This is a genomic window from Pseudomonas sp. HY2-MNA-CIBAN-0224, from assembly GCF_040310285.1.
Lineage (GTDB): Bacteria > Pseudomonadota > Gammaproteobacteria > Pseudomonadales > Pseudomonadaceae > Aquipseudomonas > Aquipseudomonas helleri.
This window is the reverse complement of sequence record NZ_JBEOPQ010000061.1, coordinates 13,915-28,970: the sequence shown is the minus strand read 5'-3', so window position 1 is coordinate 28,970 and position 15,056 is coordinate 13,915. Positions and strand designations below refer to the sequence as shown.

The window sequence follows — 15,056 nt, the reverse complement described above, 5'->3', positions numbered from 1 at the left end:
GAGCTTGCCTCGCGATCTTTTTAAAAGATCAAAAGATCGCGAGGCAAGCTCGCTCCTACGGGGTTCGGGGTTAGATGAAGCGTTGCATAAAAGCCTGGTGCTGGCGCTGTGCGGCGTCTTGGGTGACGGGCCGCAAGTAGACGTTCTCCCCCGGCACACATTGTGCCAATCGCGCCAGCGCCAATGGGGTTAATGCCCCCAGGCGCGGGTAACCACCAATGGTCTGCCGGTCATTGAGCAAGACGATCGGCTGGCCATCGGGCGGTACCTGGATGGCGCCCAGCGGAATGCCTTCAGAGATCATCGGAGCGCCCTGATACTCCAGCGCCGGGCCCTGCAGGCGAATACCCATGCGGTCTGCGCGGCTGTCGAGGGTCCACGGCTGATTGAAAGCATCGAAGGTGCTTTGCCCACTAAACGCGCCGATCTGCGCGCCCAGTACCACATCCAGCACAGGGTTGGCGGTAAAGCCGGGCTGTTGCGCAAGGGGAATGTCACGTAGCGCAGACGGCTCGGCGGTGTAATTCAGCTCATCGCCAATGGCCAACGCACGACCGAAACCATCGGGGCCACCCAGTTGCTCACGCACCACCGTTGCACTGCTGCCCAGTACCTGCGGCGCGACAAATCCGCCGGGAGCTGCCAGATAGGCACGAGCACCCAACAGTGGCTGGGTAAAGCTCAGGGTCTGGCCTTTTTTCAACTCGATACACCGCCAGGGCTTTAGTGCTTTTCCGTCGACGCTTGCCGCCAGATCGGCGCCCGCCAGCGCCAGGGTGCAATCGCTCTGGGCAATCAGGCTCAAGCCGCCCAAGGTGATCTCAACGACCGCCGCGCCTGGCGCATTACCCAGTAGCCAGTTGGCCCACGTCATCGATAACCAGTCTGCGGCTCCGCCTTGGCTCACGCCTAAATGCCGTACACCAAAACGTCCGGCATCTTGCAACAGACACATCGGGTTGTTGGCTTTGATCAGTAAACGGCTCATGCAAAAGCCTCCTGAGGTGTGTCGTCACCGCCTAATCGGATGAATTCTGCGCGGGAAACAGCCTCGAATTGCACGGTATCGCCCGGCTGCATCAAGCTGTAGCCCTCTCGATTGCGATCAAACAGAGCGCTCGGGGTGCGGCCGATAAGGTTCCAGCCTCCGGGCGACTGCGCCGGGTAAGCCGCCGTTTGCCGCTCGGCAATACCCACGCTGCCTGCAGCCACACGCTTGCGCGGCGTGTTCAGGCGTGGCGCGGCCAAGGCTTCTTCGACCAGCCCCATAAAGGCAAAGCCGGGGGCGAAGCCCAGGGCGAACACTTGATATTCACGTTCGCTGTGACGGCGAATCACCTCACTCACGGGGCCGCCAATACGCGCGGCCAGCAGCGAAAGTTCCGGGCCGACACTGAGGTCGTACCACACCGGCAGCACATGGCGCTGGCCAAGGCGTTGCGTTTCTGGACGCAGCTCCGTGATGGCCTGGCCGATCAGGTCCCGAGCCTCGGCCGGGGTCAGCGCCAGGCCGTCGTAATGCATCATCAAGGTGGTGTAGGACGGCACCAGATCTATCAGATGGTCGGCAAATACAGCGCGCAATCGCTTGCTGGCGGCCAGCATCCACGGCATGTTGCTTTCCGCGATCTCATCGAACAGACGCAGCATCAGGCAGTCGATGGCCACGACTTCGATCCGCGGTTTCATGGCTGCGCCTGCTGGTTCAAGGCTTCGCGAATGCGCTGCACAGCCGCCACCGAGCTGGCGTTGTCGCCGTGTACACACAAGGTCGTGGCGTGCAGGTGCAAGGCGCTGCCGTCGCTGGCCGTCAAAGGCTGGCCGGCGGCAATCGTCAGCGCTTGCTGGACGATGACTTCCGCTTGATGGTGCACGGCGCCGGGTAACTGGCGCGAGACCAAGTGCCCGGCGCTGTCGTAGGCCCGATCGGCAAAGGCTTCGAACCACAGGGTCAGGCCAAACTCATCGCCAATGGCCTGAGCCGCGCTGTTGTCACGTGTGGCCATCAGCATCAGCGGCAAGCTGGCATCGTAGGCGGCGACCGCCTGAACCACGGCGCGCAACTGCGCGGGGTTGGCCATCATGTCGTTGTACATCGCACCGTGGGGTTTGACGTAGCTGACGCGCGAGCCCTGGGCGCGGCATATACCGTCCAGTGCGCCAATTTGGTAATGCAGCAGGTCTTGCAGTTCTTGCGCCGAGTAGGCCATGGAGCGCCGACCGAAGCCCGCCAGGTCTTGATACGCCGGGTGCGCGCCGATCAGCACATTGTTCGCCAGCGCCAGGCCCACAGTTTTGCGCATGATCCCCGGATCACCGGCGTGAAAGCCGCATGCGATGTTTGCGCAATCAATAAATGGCATCACCTCGGCATCCAGGCCCAGGGTCCAGTTGCCAAAACTTTCGCCAATGTCGCAGTTCAATAACAGGCGGCTCACGGTGATGCTCCTGTGGTCTTTTTAGAAATTAGGTGCAGGCATTTTTCGACAGCAACAGGCGGTTAGTCCAACTAATAAAAGCAGGGTATGGGGATAAGAAAAGTTGATGGCTTGATGCTGCTGTAGGAGCAGCTTGCAACGCGATCTTTTGATGTTAAAAGATCGCAGCCTTCGGCAGCTCCTACAGGAGGGATGGTCTGGGCGGGGTTTAGCTGTTGCGTTCGCGGCGGGCGATGCGTTCGCGCTGGCGCTTGCCGCCCAGTACCACCCAATCCACGAGCCGGAAGAAGCCTTCGACGATGAAGGAAAACAGCAATGCACCGGCCATTGCCCAGCCAATGGCGGTGGGCGACAGCAATACCTGGTAGGTGTAGGCGTTGAGGGTTTCCTGGCGGATGTCCGGGTCGGCCGCGTAGGCCACTTGCAGGGCGCGGATGTACCACGGGCCTTGCATGGCCTGGAACTGGTCGTCTAGCAGGCGCTGACGGTTGAGCAAGGTGCTCAGGCTGGTGGCATCGCTGCGAAACACCGGGTCGTCACTGGCCTGGTAATGCGCCACCAGAGCGTGCAGGTCACCTTTGAAGAATTGGTTGGCAGTGTTCTGGAAACCGGCCAGCCCGGTCTGGGCTTCGATCAGGTGCGCTTCCACGCGGTTGGCGTAGTCGTTGATAAAGCCCGGCACTTGCACGCCCAGTAACAGGCCCAGCGTAAACAGCACCAACCGCAGGTAGCTCATCCACATACACGCGTCCCTTAATCAGTTTTTCCGTGGCTGATGCGCTCACCGCGGCGCCACAGGCTCCAATGGCCAGGCTCATAGCGCGTCCAGACTTCGTTTTCAGTCAAAGGCTCGGTGGCGATCACCGTCACCACGTCGTTAGGCGTTGTTTCGGACTGGAAGTCGACGATCACGTCGACATCCTTCAATCTAGCTGGGCCAAACGGGGCGCGTCGAGTGATGTGCACCAGTTTGGTTGAGCAGTAGCAAAACAGCCAATCGCCATCACTGAGCATGCAGTTGAACACGCCTTTGCTGCGATATTCGGCGCACGCCTGGGTCAGCACCGGGATCAGCTCTTCGACTTCAACCGGCTCCGGAAACGCTTCACGCACACGGTTGAGCAAATCGCAGAAAGCCGCTTCGCTGTCGGTGTCGCCAATCGGCCGGTAGAAGCTGGCGCTCGGCGAGAAGTCAGCCAATTGGCCGTTGTGTGCAAAGCACCAGTTACGACCCCATAACTCGCGGACAAACGGGTGAGTGTTGGACAAGCAGACTTTACCGACGTTGGCCTGACGGATATGGCCAATCACCACTTCGCTTTTGATCGGATAACGCTGCACCAGCAACGCGACTTCAGAGTCACAACTGGCGGCCGGGTCCTGAAACAAACGCAGACCGCGACCTTCATAAAAGGCAATACCCCAGCCATCACGATGCGGGCCGGTACGCCCGCCTCGCTGCATCAAGCCGGTAAAACTGAACACAATATCAGTCGGGACATTGGCGCTCATGCCCAATAATTCACACACGCTCGCACACTCGCATTCAAGCTCAACGAAAAGAAATCAGACTCGCGGTTCAACCCGGTTCGAGCCTGCCGGACGCGGCGCAGGCGGACGGCCGTAACGGTCATCACCGGCTGAGCCGAATGGCTGGTCATCTTCAGGGTCAATGCTGCGGTTTTGCTCAGCGGCTGCGCTTTGCGCCTGACGCGCCTTGCGGGCACGCTCGATTGGCCAGCGAATAAACACAAACACCGCGTACAGGCAAAACGCAAACAGGGTGTACATCAACAAGTCAGAGGCTGCACGCCAAACGTTGTCACCCACCTTGAACGCCAAGTCCAGGGCCGAGATGGCCACCGCCGGGGCGAATTGATCTTTGACCGGGTCAATAATGGTCGGGCTGAACAGTAGCACCGCCATCAGGATGCGTAATGGCTCACGTAACCAGCGCCACATAAAGCGGGTCAGGCGGCACCATACGAGCAGGCAGCCTAAAGCGGCGAAGGCGTATAAGCCCCAGGCGATCAGATAGTCGTTCTCGGTCATGGTATCCATGGTCGGCAGGCAATGAAGCGCTATGATAACGGCTTTTCGAGAGTGCGGCTGCACCGCCGTCAGCGTCACTTCTATTCATTCAGATTTCAGAGAACGCTCAATGACCGAATCAGCCTACGCAAACAGCGCACCAATCGCACATAAGGTCGAGGGTTCTGACCCCTACGCATGGTTACAAAATCGCGATAGCAAAGAGGTTTTGGACTACCTGATAGCGGAAAACAACTATCAGGAAGCGCGGCTGGCCGACCAGGCCGAATTGCGCGAAACGCTGTTTCAAGAGATCAAGGGACGGATTCGCGAGACAGATTTGTCGCTCCCCTCCCCTTGGGGCCCGTACCTGTATTACACCCGCACCCAGGCCGGTGACGAATACGCCCGCCACTACCGTTGCCCGCGTCCGGCCGATGACAACCAACAGGTTGACGAAAGCGCCGAGCAGTTGCTGCTGGACCCGAATGCCCTGGCCAATGGCGGGTTTATTTCATTGGGTGCGTTCAGTATCAGCCCGGACCATCAGCGCCTGTCTTATAGCCTGGACACCAGCGGCGAAGAAACCTACCGCCTGTTCGTCAAAGAGCTGGCCACCGGCGCCGTCACTGAGCTGCCCTTTGAGGACTGCGATGGCAGCATGACCTGGGCCAATGACAGCCAGACCCTGTTTTTTGCTGAGCTGGACGACACCCATCGCCCGCACAAGCTGTGGCGTCATACCTTGGGTGAAACCGGGGCTCATGAGGTGTTTCATGAAGCGGACGGGCGATTTTTCCTGCATTGCTACCGCTCAAGCTCCGAACGCCAGCTAATTCTGTTGCTCAACAGCAAAACCACCAGTGAGACCTGGGTGCTCGACGCCGAGCAGCCGCAGCAGGCATTTCGCTGCCTGGCGCCACGGGTTGAAGGCCACGACTACAGCGTCGATCATGGCCTGCACGAAGACCAATGGGCGTGGTTTATCCGCACCAATCAGGACGGGATCAACTTTGCGCTGTATTACGCGTTGGGTGACGCGCCGCAGCGCAGTGAGTGGCAACGCCTGATCGCCCATGACGACCAGGTCATGCTTGAAGGCCTGACGCTGAACGCCAAGGCCCTGTGCCTGAGCCTGCGCGAAGGCGGCCTACCGATTATTGAGATCCGTCCGAACGGTTTGCCGCCATACCGCGTGCAACTACCAGACGCAGCCTACAGCCTGTATGTGCAAGACAGCCTTGAGTTCCAAGGTGCGCACATCCGCCTGCGATACGAATCGCTGAATCGCCCGGCGCAAGTCCGCCAACTGACACTGACCGATGGCAAGCAAAAAGTCCTTAAGGAAACGCCGGTACTCGGCCCGTTCAATGCCGATGACTACGTCAGCCAACGTTTGTGGGCCACTGCGCCGGATGGCACTCGGGTGCCCATCAGCCTGGTAGTAAAACGTGATGCGCTGGGCAAACCGACACCGCTGTATCTGTATGGTTACGGCGCCTATGGCGAAAGCCTTGATCCGTGGTTTTCCCACGCACGCCTGAGTTTGCTTGAGCGCGGCGTGGCGTTTGCCATTGCCCATGTGCGCGGCGGCGGCGAGCTGGGCGAGGCGTGGTATCGCGCGGGCAAGCAGGAACACAAACACAACACGTTCAGCGACTTTATTGCCTGTGCCGAGCATTTGATCGACCAGGGGCTGACCCGCAGCGAGCAATTGGTGATCAGTGGCGGCAGCGCGGGCGGGCTGTTGATCGGGGCCGTGCTCAATCAGCGCCCGGAACTGTTCAAGGCGGCGATTGCTGAGGTGCCGTTTGTCGACGTACTCAACACCATGCTCGACCCGGATTTGCCGCTGACGGTGACCGAATACGACGAATGGGGCAACCCGCAAGAGCCTGAGGTCTATGACCGCATCAAGGCCTACGCGCCTTATGAGAATGTGGCGGCGCAGGCGTACCCGGCGATGCTGGTGATTGCCGGGTACAACGACAGCCGTGTGCAGTATTGGGAGGCGGCCAAATGGGTGGCCAAGCTGCGCGCAACCAAGACCGACGACCATTTGTTGCTGCTCAAGACTGAGCTGGAAGCTGGCCATGGCGGCATGAGCGGCCGCTATCAGGGGCTGCGCGACGTCGCGCTGGAGTATGCGTTTGTGTTTAAGGTGTTGGGGATTTAAGCCTTTGCGGTTGTCGGCCTGCAAACAACGGGTTGCGCTGCAACCCTTCGCAGCCTGCGGCAGCGACTACGGCGGTCAGTCCGCCGGGATCTTGGCTTTCGGGTCTTTGGCTTCAAGCCCGGGTATCGGTTGATCTTTGGGCGGTGGCTGCGGCAGGTCTATCGGCGGCAGCGGCACCAGGCTGCTGTTGCCCGGGGCAGGCTTGGGCGCTGCACGCGGGGTGACCTGCGGGTATGGCGTAGGTGTAGCAGTGCCCGGCGAACCCGGTGCGGGTGTGACCGGGACACTCGGAATGGGGGTTAACTCCGCTGCCTGAGCCGCACTTATCGAGAGCGCGCCCCACACAATGGCCGTTAGAATAGTGCGTTTCATCAATGACTCCGTTGCCAGACCAGCTTGTATGCCGTCAGGCTACTCGCAACCAGCTGATTTTGTCCTCTTCTATGAGACTCCCATGAAACGTTTTGTTTTGCTCGACACCACCCCGATCCCCGAAAATGGCGGCGCCTTGTGCCTGTTTGAGTATGGTGAAGACTTCGTTATCAAGATTCAGGGGGGTGACGGCGGCCAGTTGATGAACACCCGCATGCATGGTTCTGAAGACGCTTTGGCTGAGATCCCTTGCCGTAAAGTGGCCGGTCGCACGAACTCACGGGTGCTGATTGGCGGCCTGGGCATGGGCTTCACCCTGGCTGCGGCCCTCAAACATTTGGGCAAGACTGCCGAAGTGGTGGTCGCGGAACTGGTGCCGGGCGTTGTGGAATGGAACCGTGGCCCGCTCGGCGAGAAAGCCGGCAACCCCTTGCAGGACCCGCGCGCGGTGATTCGTGTCGAGGACGTGGCCAAGGTGCTGCAAGCCGAACCCAATGGCTTTGACGCGATCATGCTCGACGTCGATAACGGCCCCGAAGGCCTGACCCAAAAAGCCAACAGTTGGCTGTACTCAGCCGGCGGCTTGAGTGCATGCGCCAAGGCATTGCGCCCCAAAGGCGTGCTGGCCGTCTGGTCGGCAAGCGCCGACAAGCAGTTTTCGGACAAGCTGCGCAAAGCAGGCTTTAAATCCGAGGAAGTGCAAGTCTTCGCCCACGGCAACAAGGGCACGCGCCACACGATCTGGATTGCGGAAAAAATCAAAGGCTGATCAACAGCTAAACTTCACGACATAACCGTCATTCGTCTTAAGGTGAACCCCATGAGTTCAGCAAACCCACCCTCCCACACCGCCAAGCTGGACCGCATCCTGGCCGATGCCCAGCGTGACCGCGAAATGGGCTATCGCGACAAAGCCCTGAAAATGTACCCCCACGTGTGCGGCCGCTGCACCCGTGAGTTCTCTGGCAAGCGCCTGAGCGAGTTGACGGTTCATCACCGCGACCACAACCATGACAACAACCCGCAGGACGGCTCCAACTGGGAGCTGCTGTGCTTGTACTGCCATGACAACGAACACTCGCGCTACACCGACCAGCAGTACTTTTCGGACAGCTCACTCAGCACCCCTAAAGTTGCCAAGGCTACTCATAACCCGTTTGCGGCGTTGGCCGGGCTGATGAAAAAAGACGAGTAAGGGGTTCTTGTCGCCGGGTGTTGGCGCCGGTGGGCGGGCCATGTGCTGGTATACTCGCGTCTTTTTTCAGAAAGGCACCGGCACGTGGCAGACAAACGGTACAGCTGCATTGGTTTGTATAACCCCAAATCACCGGAAAACGTCGGCTCGGTGATGCGTGCGGCTGGTTGCTACAACGTGGCTTCGGTGTTTTACACCGGCAAACGTTATGAGCGCGCCCGCGACTTCATCACCGATACCAAGAAGATCCATCAGGATATTCCGCTGATTGGCATCGACGACCTCAAAAAAATCATCCCGCTGGGCTGCATCCCGGTCGCCGTTGAACTGGTCGAGGGCGCACGCTCTTTGCCCGAGTACACGCACCCGGACCGGGCGATTTATATCTTTGGCCCCGAAGACGGCTCACTGGATAAAGAGGTGCTGGACTGGTGTGAGGATGTGATTTACATACCCACCAATGGCTGCATGAACCTTGCAGCCACGGTCAATGTGGTGTTGTACGACCGCTTGGCCAAGGGCAAGAACACGCGTTCTGGCCCCAAGTTCGGTTAAGGTTTTTTACCGTACTGCTGGCCGGTGCTCCAATCGACCAGCAGGCTGTAAGCAATCGCCAGTAATGTCGGCCCGATAAACAGGCCAATAAAGCCGAAAGCAATCAACCCGCCAAACACCCCCAGCAATACGATGACCAGCGGCAAATTGCCGCCCCGGCTGATCAGGTAGGGTTTGAGCACGTTGTCGACACCGCTGATGATCAGCGTGCCCCAGATGCCCAGGAAAATCGCCATGCCATACTCGCCCTTCCAGGCCAGCCAGGCGGTGGCCGGGATCCAGACCAAGGGCGGGCCCATGGGGATCAGGCTGAGCAGGAAAGTGGCCAAACCGAGCACCAGCGCCCCCGGTACACCGGCGATCAAAAAGCCGATCAGCGCCAGCAAGGCCTGGGCTGCTGCCGTACCAATCACCCCGTTAACCACCCGCTGCACGGTGCCTGCCACCAATTCCTGATAGTAATCTGCGCGCTCGCCGATCAGCCGCACCAGCAGGCTATGGACGAACATCGCCAAGCGCGGGCCGTCCCGGTAGAAAAAGAACACGAAGACAATGCTCAGGGTCAGCTCAAGAATCCCGCCGCCGATTTGCGCACTGCGTGCCAGCAGCCAGTTGCCCACCTGCCCCAGGTAAGGTTTGACCGCCACGATCATGGCCGCACCTTGCTGATCGATGGTGTTCCACATGCCGACCAGCCGCTCACCGACCAGCGGAATGCCAGCAAGCCAGGTCGGCGCTTCGGGCAAGCCTTCAAGCTGTACATCTTTGACAAAGGTGGTGGCGTCACGCACGTGGTCTGCCAGGTTGAAGCCCAGCCACACCAGCGGCCCGGCCACCAGCAGCATCCAGCCAACGGTCAGGATGCTGGCGGCCAATGTCTCGCGACCATTGAGCCAGCGCGTTAAAAGACGCATCAAGGGCCAACTGGCGAATGCCAGCACCGCCCCCCAGAACAAAGCCGACCAAAACGGTGCCATCACCCACAGGCTGGCGCCGAACAGCACCACGAGCAGGATCTGCACCAACAGACGATCGTTATTGAGCATGTAGGTTCCGCAGACAATTGAGGTTTCGAAATGAGGCGACGACTACCAGAGTGTAGCCGTCGTTTAGCAGGGTTTAGCGCAATAACTCCAGATGCAGGCCCTTGGCCGGTTTGGTCCCCAGGTCCATGCGAGCGGCGCGCACACCGCCTTTGATCAAGGCATCACGCCAGGCCGCTGCGTGGGCGCCGGTCAAACTGACCCGGGAGGTGACATCAAGGTTCAATGCCCGGGCAATCAGGGTGACCCATTGTGCGTCCGGCTCACCGCTTAGTTTCGGGAAGTCCAGCTCGCCTGTGCTTTTCAACTGGCGTTGCAAGGTCGCTGAGGTGGGCAGCAGTTCGCCCAGATCGGCGCTGGCCTGGAGTTGCTCAACGTGCAGATAAGCTTTGCGCCCGCCCCGATTGATGCCATACAAGGCGACCAGTTGATTCTGCTCTGGCGCGGCGCGGCGCATCAACAAGTAGGACTGCTGATCATCCGCCCCCACGAGTTTGGAGTTGCCGAACACTTCATTGGCCCACAGGCTGCTTTCACCGCAGTCGCGGCCCTGACACCAGAACAGCAACTCGGCGCCTTCTTTTTGCAGGGCTTCACGGGCCGCCGTAAAGGCTTCAGAACCCGTGTGCTCGGCGGGCAGTTCGTACGTCACGGCGGTGGTTTTACCACGGCTGTTGACCTGCCCTTCAAAACGCAGGCGGCCACTGATTTTGCGGATTGAGCCCATGGGGTAAATGCGTTCGATGTCGGGCTTTACGCTGTAATCGACAATTTGCGCGTCGGCCAGCCGGGGCAAACCTTGCAGGTCGTGGCTGCCTGGCACATCCGCAGCCCATGCCCAAGTACTAAGGCAACTCAGGCCTAGCGCCCAGATAAAACGAGTGGGTATGTTCATCGGCGTCTCACGGTTGAGAGCGGATGGCCTTTGCAGGGCGCAGCGGTGTAGTGATCCATGATGGTTGTCTCCCCTTTCAAGCCGCCAAGCCTCGACAGTTGGCCTGCGCAAGTCAAGGAGTGACGAAGAACCGATTGAAACAGTCTGCAACAAGGGTTGCCCCGGCCTCGTCATTCAGGTGCAAATGATGACCGCCGGCTAACCGTTCCAAGGTAAAGGGTAGACGATCCAACAGCTCAGGGTGGCTGACCAGCATGCCCTCTTCGGCTACCACCAAGATGGTCGGACACGTGACCCGGCGCACGAACGACATGGCCTGCGCATCGGTCAGTCGAAGCGGTGACGGCAACGTCAAGCGGCTGTCACTGCGCCAACTGTAACCGCCAGGCACGGGCATCAAGCCGCGCTGGGCGAGCAACTCGGCCGCCTCGCGACTGACAGCCACCATGCCCTTCATACGCGCTTCAATGGCCCGCTCAAGGGTGGGATGCACCGATTTGCGCTTGTGCCCGTGGGCCAGTTGCGCCTCAAGGGCCTTGCCCATGTTCTCGGCCGCGTCAATGTCGGGGCCGCTGCGCAGGACGATGCCATCGATCAAGGCCAACCGGGTAACCCGCTCGGGGAACGAGCCCGCGATGATCACCGAGACAATCGCGCCAAGCGAATGCCCCAACAGGGCAAACTGCTTCCAGCCCAGTTGCTCGGCGACACACAGCACGTCAAACGCGTAATCGGCCAACGCATAGCCCGCCCCACGCGGGCGGTGATCTGAGTGACCGTGACCGGCGAAATCCACTGCCACAATGCGCAAGCCTGAGAGTTTGGGCGCCAGCCGGGCAAAGCTGTTGGCGTTGTCCAGCCAGCCATGCAGGGCGATGACCGGCAGCCCGTCTTGCGGGCCAAATATATGCGCTGCCAGTTCGATGTGCGGCAGGCTCAGACGGATTTCTTCAACCACAGGGCTCATGCAGGGTGCTCTTTAGAGGCCGGGTTGACGCAGTTCCCAGCGGGCAAAAATGTGTTTGAGCAGGTGGGCGGTTTCTTGCGGTTGCTCCAGCGGGAACATGTGCCCGCCCGGTACGCTCAGCGACTCACCGAGGGGCAAACGCGCCACGGCGCGGGCATGATGGCGCATGACCACGCGGCTGTCTTGCCCACGTACCACGGTTAAAGGCACCTGCAATTGCAGGATACGTCCGGGACTGGTGTGGGGAACACCGCGGTAGATATTGATTTCAGTGGCCGGATCAAAGCTCAGGCGCAAGCGGTCATCAACGGCTTGCAGGCCGTGCTCGAGGTAGGCATCAAAACAATCGGGGTCGAAGCTGCGAAACAACGCCTTGCCCGCGAAGTATTCCCGTGCAGCTGCGCGGTCGGCAAACTCTTCACGGCGCCCCAGGGTACGACCCGCCGGGGTGAGGCGGTCGATAAAACCAAAACGCTTGGCGGCACGAATCATCCATTGGTCGGCCACTGTCAGCACCGGGGAATCCAGCATTACCACGCCTTTGTACAAATGCGGGCAGCGTAACGCGGCGTGCAGGTGCAACATGCCGCCCAGCGAATGTCCGACGCCGAGCACCGGCTCGTCTTGTTGTTGCAGGTGATAAATCAGCTCATCGACCAGATTGCGCCAATTATTGTCCACCGGGAACCGTGGGTCGTGCCCGTGCTGCGGCAACCGGGCAACGCTGAAGTCCGGCGCCAGGGCGTCAAACAATTTGCCGTAGGTGCCTGAGGGAAATCCATTGGCATGGGCGAAGAAAATCTGCCGAGACATACAAGGCGTCCATACATAGGAAGTACGCCTTATTGTCTGTAGGAATATTCCCCACAACAACGACCGTATGCGCCATGAAAGGCGACACAACGGCCATTACCGTGCCGAATCAGCGCGCTGGAGGTGTTTCGCCCAGCGGGACGACGGCGATGGTCAGTCGCGAAATGCAGTTGAGTTTGCCGTTGCCGTCGGTCAGGCGAATGTCCCAAACATGGGTAGTGCGACCCATATGCACCGGTTTTGCCACCGCAGTCACCCGCCCGCTACGCACGCCGCGCAGGTGGTTGGCGTTGACTTCAAGCCCAACGCAATAGAATTTTTTGGTGTCTATGCACAGGTAGCTGGCCATCGAACCGAGGGTTTCGGCCAGTACCACCGAAGCCCCGCCATGCAACAAGCCGAACGGCTGATGAGTGCGGTGATCCACCACCATGCTCGCGGTGATCGACTGGTCATCGTAGGCATCAAAGGTAATGTCGAGCACGTCGCAGATGGTGTTTTTACGCATCTCGTTGAGGTGCGCGAGGTCCGGCTGGGTGGTCCACAAACTCATGGGTCATTCCTTGCTCTGTGAGTGATGGCTGTCATTTTGTCGTAGGATTTTTCGACAACCTGAGCCCAACTATCTTTCACACGGACCTGATTCTGCAACTGTTGCTACAACGGGGGTTTGCCTACCGGGGGGTTATGCACACTCAGCAAGGTCATGCTGCCGGCCAGCGGCCACTCCCCTTCGAGCTCCGCCAGGCTGGCGGTGTGCATCGGCTGCGGCTGACGCACATGACCGTGCTGCAAGAGGCTGATCAGCTCACCCACGAAAGGCTGATGGCTGACCAACAATACATTGCCACTGTCTGGCAACTGGCTGGCGGCGAACTTGGGCTCGCTTTCTGGGGTCAGCCACGGCACGGTGATGAACTCACCGGTAAACCCCAGGGCCTCGCGCACCAACTCAGCGGTTTGCTGAGCCCGTACGTAGGGGCTGACCAAAATGCGATCCAAGGGTTTGCCGATCAAGTGTGCGGCGCTGTAGAGCACTTGATCACGACCATGGGCGGTGAGTTCGCGCTCGGCATCACGCCGGGCGTGGGGCTGAGCTTCGCCGTGACGCAAAATCCACAGTTTCATGGCTTGGTCTCGGTGCCGTTCGACGGGGCGACGTAAGGGGCTTCACCTTCTGGCGCACGCGGTGCTGGCCAGTCAGCAAAAGGCCAAGGCTTTTGCTCGGTGTGAAAGCTGCCAAAGCGCCCGATCTGGGCAAGATACAGGCTCAGGCTGTCACCAAAGTTCATCAGGCAGCCATTGGGTGTGCCGTACACCAGGCGATAAATCAATTGCACCAGCACCAGGCCGCCGAGCACCAGTTGCGCGACTTGCCAGACCAATAGAAAAACCAGCATCCACAGCACGCGTATCACGATGGATTCGTACTTGGGGGCGTTATTGCTGTCACTCATGTGCTGCTCCTGTGCTGATCAGTTGAATCCACTGGTGGAGATAAAGTCGACATCGGTCTTGGGTTCTGCGCGCATCAACAGCTCGATCACCTGGTTGAGCGTACGGCCTTCAAACAGGATGGCATGCAGCCCGGCCACCAACGGCATGTAAACGTTCAGTTCCTGTGCTTTGGCCTTAAGCACCTTGAGGGTATTCACACCCTCGGCCACTTCGCCCAAACGGGCAACCGCGTCTTCCAGGCTCAGCCCTTGCCCCAACGCATACCCGACCTGATAGTTGCGGCTCTTGGGCGATGAACAAGTCACGATCAAATCGCCTACACCCGCCAAGCCGAGAAAAGTCATCGGATTAGCACCTTGGCTGACAGCAAAACGAGTCATTTCTGCCAGAGCACGGGTAATCAACATGCTTTTGGTGTTTTCCCCCATGCCCAGCGCCACCGCCATGCCGGCGATGATGGCGTAGACGTTTTTCAATGCCCCGCCCAGCTCTACACCAAAGCGGTCGGCGCTGGCATACACGCGGAACGTACGCCCGTGCAAGGCGCTCTGCACCTGGGTACAGAGTGCTTCATCAGCGCTGGCCACCACGGTGGCGGTCAATGCATGTTCAGCCACTTCGCGGGCCAGGTTAGGACCAGACAACACGCCGATGCGGGCTTGAGGGGCGATCTCTTCGAGGATTTCGCTCATCAGTTTAAAGCTATGGGCTTCGATGCCCTTGGTCAGGCTGACCAGCATTTTGCCGCTCAAACGCTCGGCATGGGGCGCCAGCACGCTGCGCAACGCGCTGGATGGCAGCGCCACAAAGCACAATTGGCAGCTCTGCAGCGTGGCTTGCAGGTCGGTGACCGGCTCGACACCCGGGTGAATTTTGATGCCTTTGAGGTAGCGCGGGTTTTCTCGATTGAGGCGCATCGCCTCGGCTTGCTCGGGGTCGCGCATCCACTGGTGCACACGATGACCGTTTTCTGCCAGCAAGTTGGCCACGGCGGTGCCAAAACTACCGCCTCCCAAGACCGCAATAGCGTGCTGTTCAGTCATATGCAATCCCGTCTTCCATCTAGCAGTGGCAATGCTCGCATTATACGGGCCGCCAGCCCTGCGACCAGCC

19 protein-coding genes are annotated in these 15,056 nt (G+C 59.7%); 4 read left to right on the top strand and 15 right to left on the bottom strand.

Annotated features, from left to right (window positions below; all coding sequences use genetic code 11):
- Positions 1–70: 70 nt before the first annotated feature.
- The 6 genes from AAEZ03_RS21400 to AAEZ03_RS21375 all read right to left on the bottom strand — a co-directional run bounded on the left by AAEZ03_RS21400 (position 71) and on the right by AAEZ03_RS21375 (position 4,499).
- Positions 71–988 (bottom strand): 5-oxoprolinase subunit C family protein, encoded by a 918-nt coding sequence (locus AAEZ03_RS21400; RefSeq protein ID WP_350581390.1) that lies wholly within the window; start codon positions 986–988, stop codon positions 71–73.
- Positions 985–1,689, bottom strand: coding sequence for a 5-oxoprolinase subunit B family protein (locus AAEZ03_RS21395; RefSeq protein ID WP_350581387.1), 705 nt, complete (start codon positions 1,687–1,689; stop codon positions 985–987). The genes AAEZ03_RS21400 and AAEZ03_RS21395 overlap by 4 nt, the downstream gene beginning before the upstream one ends.
- Positions 1,686–2,438, bottom strand: a complete 753-nt coding sequence (locus AAEZ03_RS21390; protein WP_282364512.1) for a 5-oxoprolinase subunit PxpA — start codon at positions 2,436–2,438, stop codon at positions 1,686–1,688. The genes AAEZ03_RS21395 and AAEZ03_RS21390 overlap by 4 nt, the downstream gene beginning before the upstream one ends.
- 208 nt (positions 2,439–2,646) lie before the next feature.
- Positions 2,647–3,180 carry a DUF2937 family protein gene (locus AAEZ03_RS21385; protein ID WP_350581384.1) on the bottom strand — a complete coding sequence of 178 codons (534 nt, stop codon included), beginning with the start codon at positions 3,178–3,180 and terminating at the stop codon, positions 2,647–2,649.
- Between the two features lie 11 nt (positions 3,181–3,191).
- On the bottom strand, positions 3,192–3,968 hold the full coding sequence (locus AAEZ03_RS21380) for a class II glutamine amidotransferase (RefSeq protein ID WP_282364510.1): 777 nt from the start codon (positions 3,966–3,968) through the stop codon (positions 3,192–3,194).
- Between the two features lie 36 nt (positions 3,969–4,004).
- Positions 4,005–4,499 (bottom strand): hypothetical protein, encoded by a 495-nt coding sequence (locus AAEZ03_RS21375; RefSeq protein ID WP_048386295.1) that lies wholly within the window; start codon positions 4,497–4,499, stop codon positions 4,005–4,007.
- Between the two features lie 100 nt (positions 4,500–4,599).
- Here AAEZ03_RS21375 and AAEZ03_RS21370 point away from each other — a divergent pair, with 100 nt between their 5' ends.
- Positions 4,600–6,645 (top strand): S9 family peptidase, encoded by a 2,046-nt coding sequence (locus tag AAEZ03_RS21370; RefSeq protein ID WP_282364509.1) that lies wholly within the window; start codon positions 4,600–4,602, stop codon positions 6,643–6,645.
- 75 nt (positions 6,646–6,720) lie between these two features.
- Here the strand turns inward: AAEZ03_RS21370 and AAEZ03_RS21365 are convergent, their stop codons facing one another.
- A complete protein-coding gene (locus AAEZ03_RS21365; RefSeq protein WP_048386172.1) occupies positions 6,721–7,017 on the bottom strand; it encodes a hypothetical protein in 297 nt (98 codons plus the stop codon).
- An 82-nt stretch (positions 7,018–7,099) separates the two neighbouring features.
- On the opposite strand from AAEZ03_RS21365, the gene AAEZ03_RS21360 reads away from it, so the two are divergent.
- From AAEZ03_RS21360 to AAEZ03_RS21350, 3 genes are all read left to right on the top strand, one after another.
- Entirely contained in the window at positions 7,100–7,786 is a 687-nt protein-coding gene (locus tag AAEZ03_RS21360; protein WP_048371582.1) for a spermidine synthase, read from the top strand.
- A gap of 51 nt (positions 7,787–7,837) precedes the next feature.
- Positions 7,838–8,212 carry a YajD family HNH nuclease gene (locus AAEZ03_RS21355; protein ID WP_048386174.1) on the top strand — a complete coding sequence of 125 codons (375 nt, stop codon included), beginning with the start codon at positions 7,838–7,840 and terminating at the stop codon, positions 8,210–8,212.
- An 84-nt stretch (positions 8,213–8,296) separates the two neighbouring features.
- A complete protein-coding gene (locus AAEZ03_RS21350; RefSeq protein ID WP_048371586.1) occupies positions 8,297–8,767 on the top strand; it encodes an RNA methyltransferase in 471 nt (156 codons plus the stop codon).
- Here AAEZ03_RS21350 and AAEZ03_RS21345 read toward each other — a convergent pair.
- The 8 genes from AAEZ03_RS21345 to AAEZ03_RS21310 form a co-directional block, all read right to left on the bottom strand.
- Positions 8,764–9,813, bottom strand: a complete 1,050-nt coding sequence (locus tag AAEZ03_RS21345; RefSeq protein WP_048371588.1) for an AI-2E family transporter — start codon at positions 9,811–9,813, stop codon at positions 8,764–8,766. The genes AAEZ03_RS21350 and AAEZ03_RS21345 overlap by 4 nt on opposite strands.
- Before the next feature lie 73 nt (positions 9,814–9,886).
- A complete protein-coding gene (locus tag AAEZ03_RS21340) occupies positions 9,887–10,705 on the bottom strand; it encodes a DUF4892 domain-containing protein (protein ID WP_350581376.1) in 819 nt (272 codons plus the stop codon).
- Between the two features lie 112 nt (positions 10,706–10,817).
- Entirely contained in the window at positions 10,818–11,672 is an 855-nt protein-coding gene (locus tag AAEZ03_RS21335) for an alpha/beta hydrolase (protein ID WP_350581373.1), read from the bottom strand.
- A gap of 12 nt (positions 11,673–11,684) precedes the next feature.
- On the bottom strand, positions 11,685–12,485 hold the full coding sequence (locus tag AAEZ03_RS21330; RefSeq protein ID WP_048371593.1) for an alpha/beta fold hydrolase: 801 nt from the start codon (positions 12,483–12,485) through the stop codon (positions 11,685–11,687).
- A gap of 109 nt (positions 12,486–12,594) precedes the next feature.
- On the bottom strand, positions 12,595–13,038 hold the full coding sequence (locus tag AAEZ03_RS21325) for a hotdog fold thioesterase (protein WP_278940787.1): 444 nt from the start codon (positions 13,036–13,038) through the stop codon (positions 12,595–12,597).
- Positions 13,039–13,142: 104 nt separating this feature from the next.
- Positions 13,143–13,613 carry a phosphohistidine phosphatase SixA gene (gene sixA, locus AAEZ03_RS21320; protein WP_350581370.1) on the bottom strand — a complete coding sequence of 157 codons (471 nt, stop codon included), beginning with the start codon at positions 13,611–13,613 and terminating at the stop codon, positions 13,143–13,145.
- The gene (locus tag AAEZ03_RS21315) at positions 13,610–13,942 is read right to left on the bottom strand and encodes a DUF4389 domain-containing protein (RefSeq protein WP_350581367.1); all 333 of its coding nucleotides are present in this window, start codon (positions 13,940–13,942) and stop codon (positions 13,610–13,612) included. The genes sixA and AAEZ03_RS21315 overlap by 4 nt, the downstream gene beginning before the upstream one ends.
- An 18-nt stretch (positions 13,943–13,960) precedes the next feature.
- The gene (locus tag AAEZ03_RS21310) at positions 13,961–14,986 is read right to left on the bottom strand and encodes an NAD(P)H-dependent glycerol-3-phosphate dehydrogenase (protein WP_048371600.1); all 1,026 of its coding nucleotides are present in this window, start codon (positions 14,984–14,986) and stop codon (positions 13,961–13,963) included.
- Positions 14,987–15,056: the final 70 nt, after the last annotated feature.

Excerpts from the sequence above, each read along its gene's own strand:
- AAEZ03_RS21355 (WP_048386174.1), top strand. The coding sequence starts at position 7,838 with ATGAGTTCAGCAAACCCACCCTCCCACACCGCCAAGCTGGACCGCATC.
- sixA (WP_350581370.1), bottom strand. The coding sequence starts at position 13,613 with ATGAAACTGTGGATTTTGCGTCACGGCGAAGCTCAGCCCCACGCCCGG.
- AAEZ03_RS21345 (WP_048371588.1), bottom strand. The coding sequence starts at position 9,813 with ATGCTCAATAACGATCGTCTGTTGGTGCAGATCCTGCTCGTGGTGCTG.
- AAEZ03_RS21375 (WP_048386295.1), bottom strand. The coding sequence starts at position 4,499 with ATGGATACCATGACCGAGAACGACTATCTGATCGCCTGGGGCTTATAC.
- AAEZ03_RS21340 (WP_350581376.1), bottom strand. The coding sequence starts at position 10,705 with ATGAACATACCCACTCGTTTTATCTGGGCGCTAGGCCTGAGTTGCCTT.
- AAEZ03_RS21365 (WP_048386172.1), bottom strand. The coding sequence starts at position 7,017 with ATGAAACGCACTATTCTAACGGCCATTGTGTGGGGCGCGCTCTCGATA.
- AAEZ03_RS21335 (WP_350581373.1), bottom strand. The coding sequence starts at position 11,672 with ATGAGCCCTGTGGTTGAAGAAATCCGTCTGAGCCTGCCGCACATCGAA.
- AAEZ03_RS21330 (WP_048371593.1), bottom strand. The coding sequence starts at position 12,485 with ATGTCTCGGCAGATTTTCTTCGCCCATGCCAATGGATTTCCCTCAGGC.
- AAEZ03_RS21385 (WP_350581384.1), bottom strand. The coding sequence starts at position 3,180 with ATGTGGATGAGCTACCTGCGGTTGGTGCTGTTTACGCTGGGCCTGTTA.
- AAEZ03_RS21315 (WP_350581367.1), bottom strand. The coding sequence starts at position 13,942 with ATGAGTGACAGCAATAACGCCCCCAAGTACGAATCCATCGTGATACGC.
- AAEZ03_RS21360 (WP_048371582.1), top strand. The coding sequence starts at position 7,100 with ATGAAACGTTTTGTTTTGCTCGACACCACCCCGATCCCCGAAAATGGC.
- AAEZ03_RS21400 (WP_350581390.1), bottom strand. The coding sequence starts at position 988 with ATGAGCCGTTTACTGATCAAAGCCAACAACCCGATGTGTCTGTTGCAA.
- AAEZ03_RS21395 (WP_350581387.1), bottom strand. The coding sequence starts at position 1,689 with ATGAAACCGCGGATCGAAGTCGTGGCCATCGACTGCCTGATGCTGCGT.
- AAEZ03_RS21370 (WP_282364509.1), top strand. The coding sequence starts at position 4,600 with ATGACCGAATCAGCCTACGCAAACAGCGCACCAATCGCACATAAGGTC.
- AAEZ03_RS21325 (WP_278940787.1), bottom strand. The coding sequence starts at position 13,038 with ATGAGTTTGTGGACCACCCAGCCGGACCTCGCGCACCTCAACGAGATG.
- AAEZ03_RS21310 (WP_048371600.1), bottom strand. The coding sequence starts at position 14,986 with ATGACTGAACAGCACGCTATTGCGGTCTTGGGAGGCGGTAGTTTTGGC.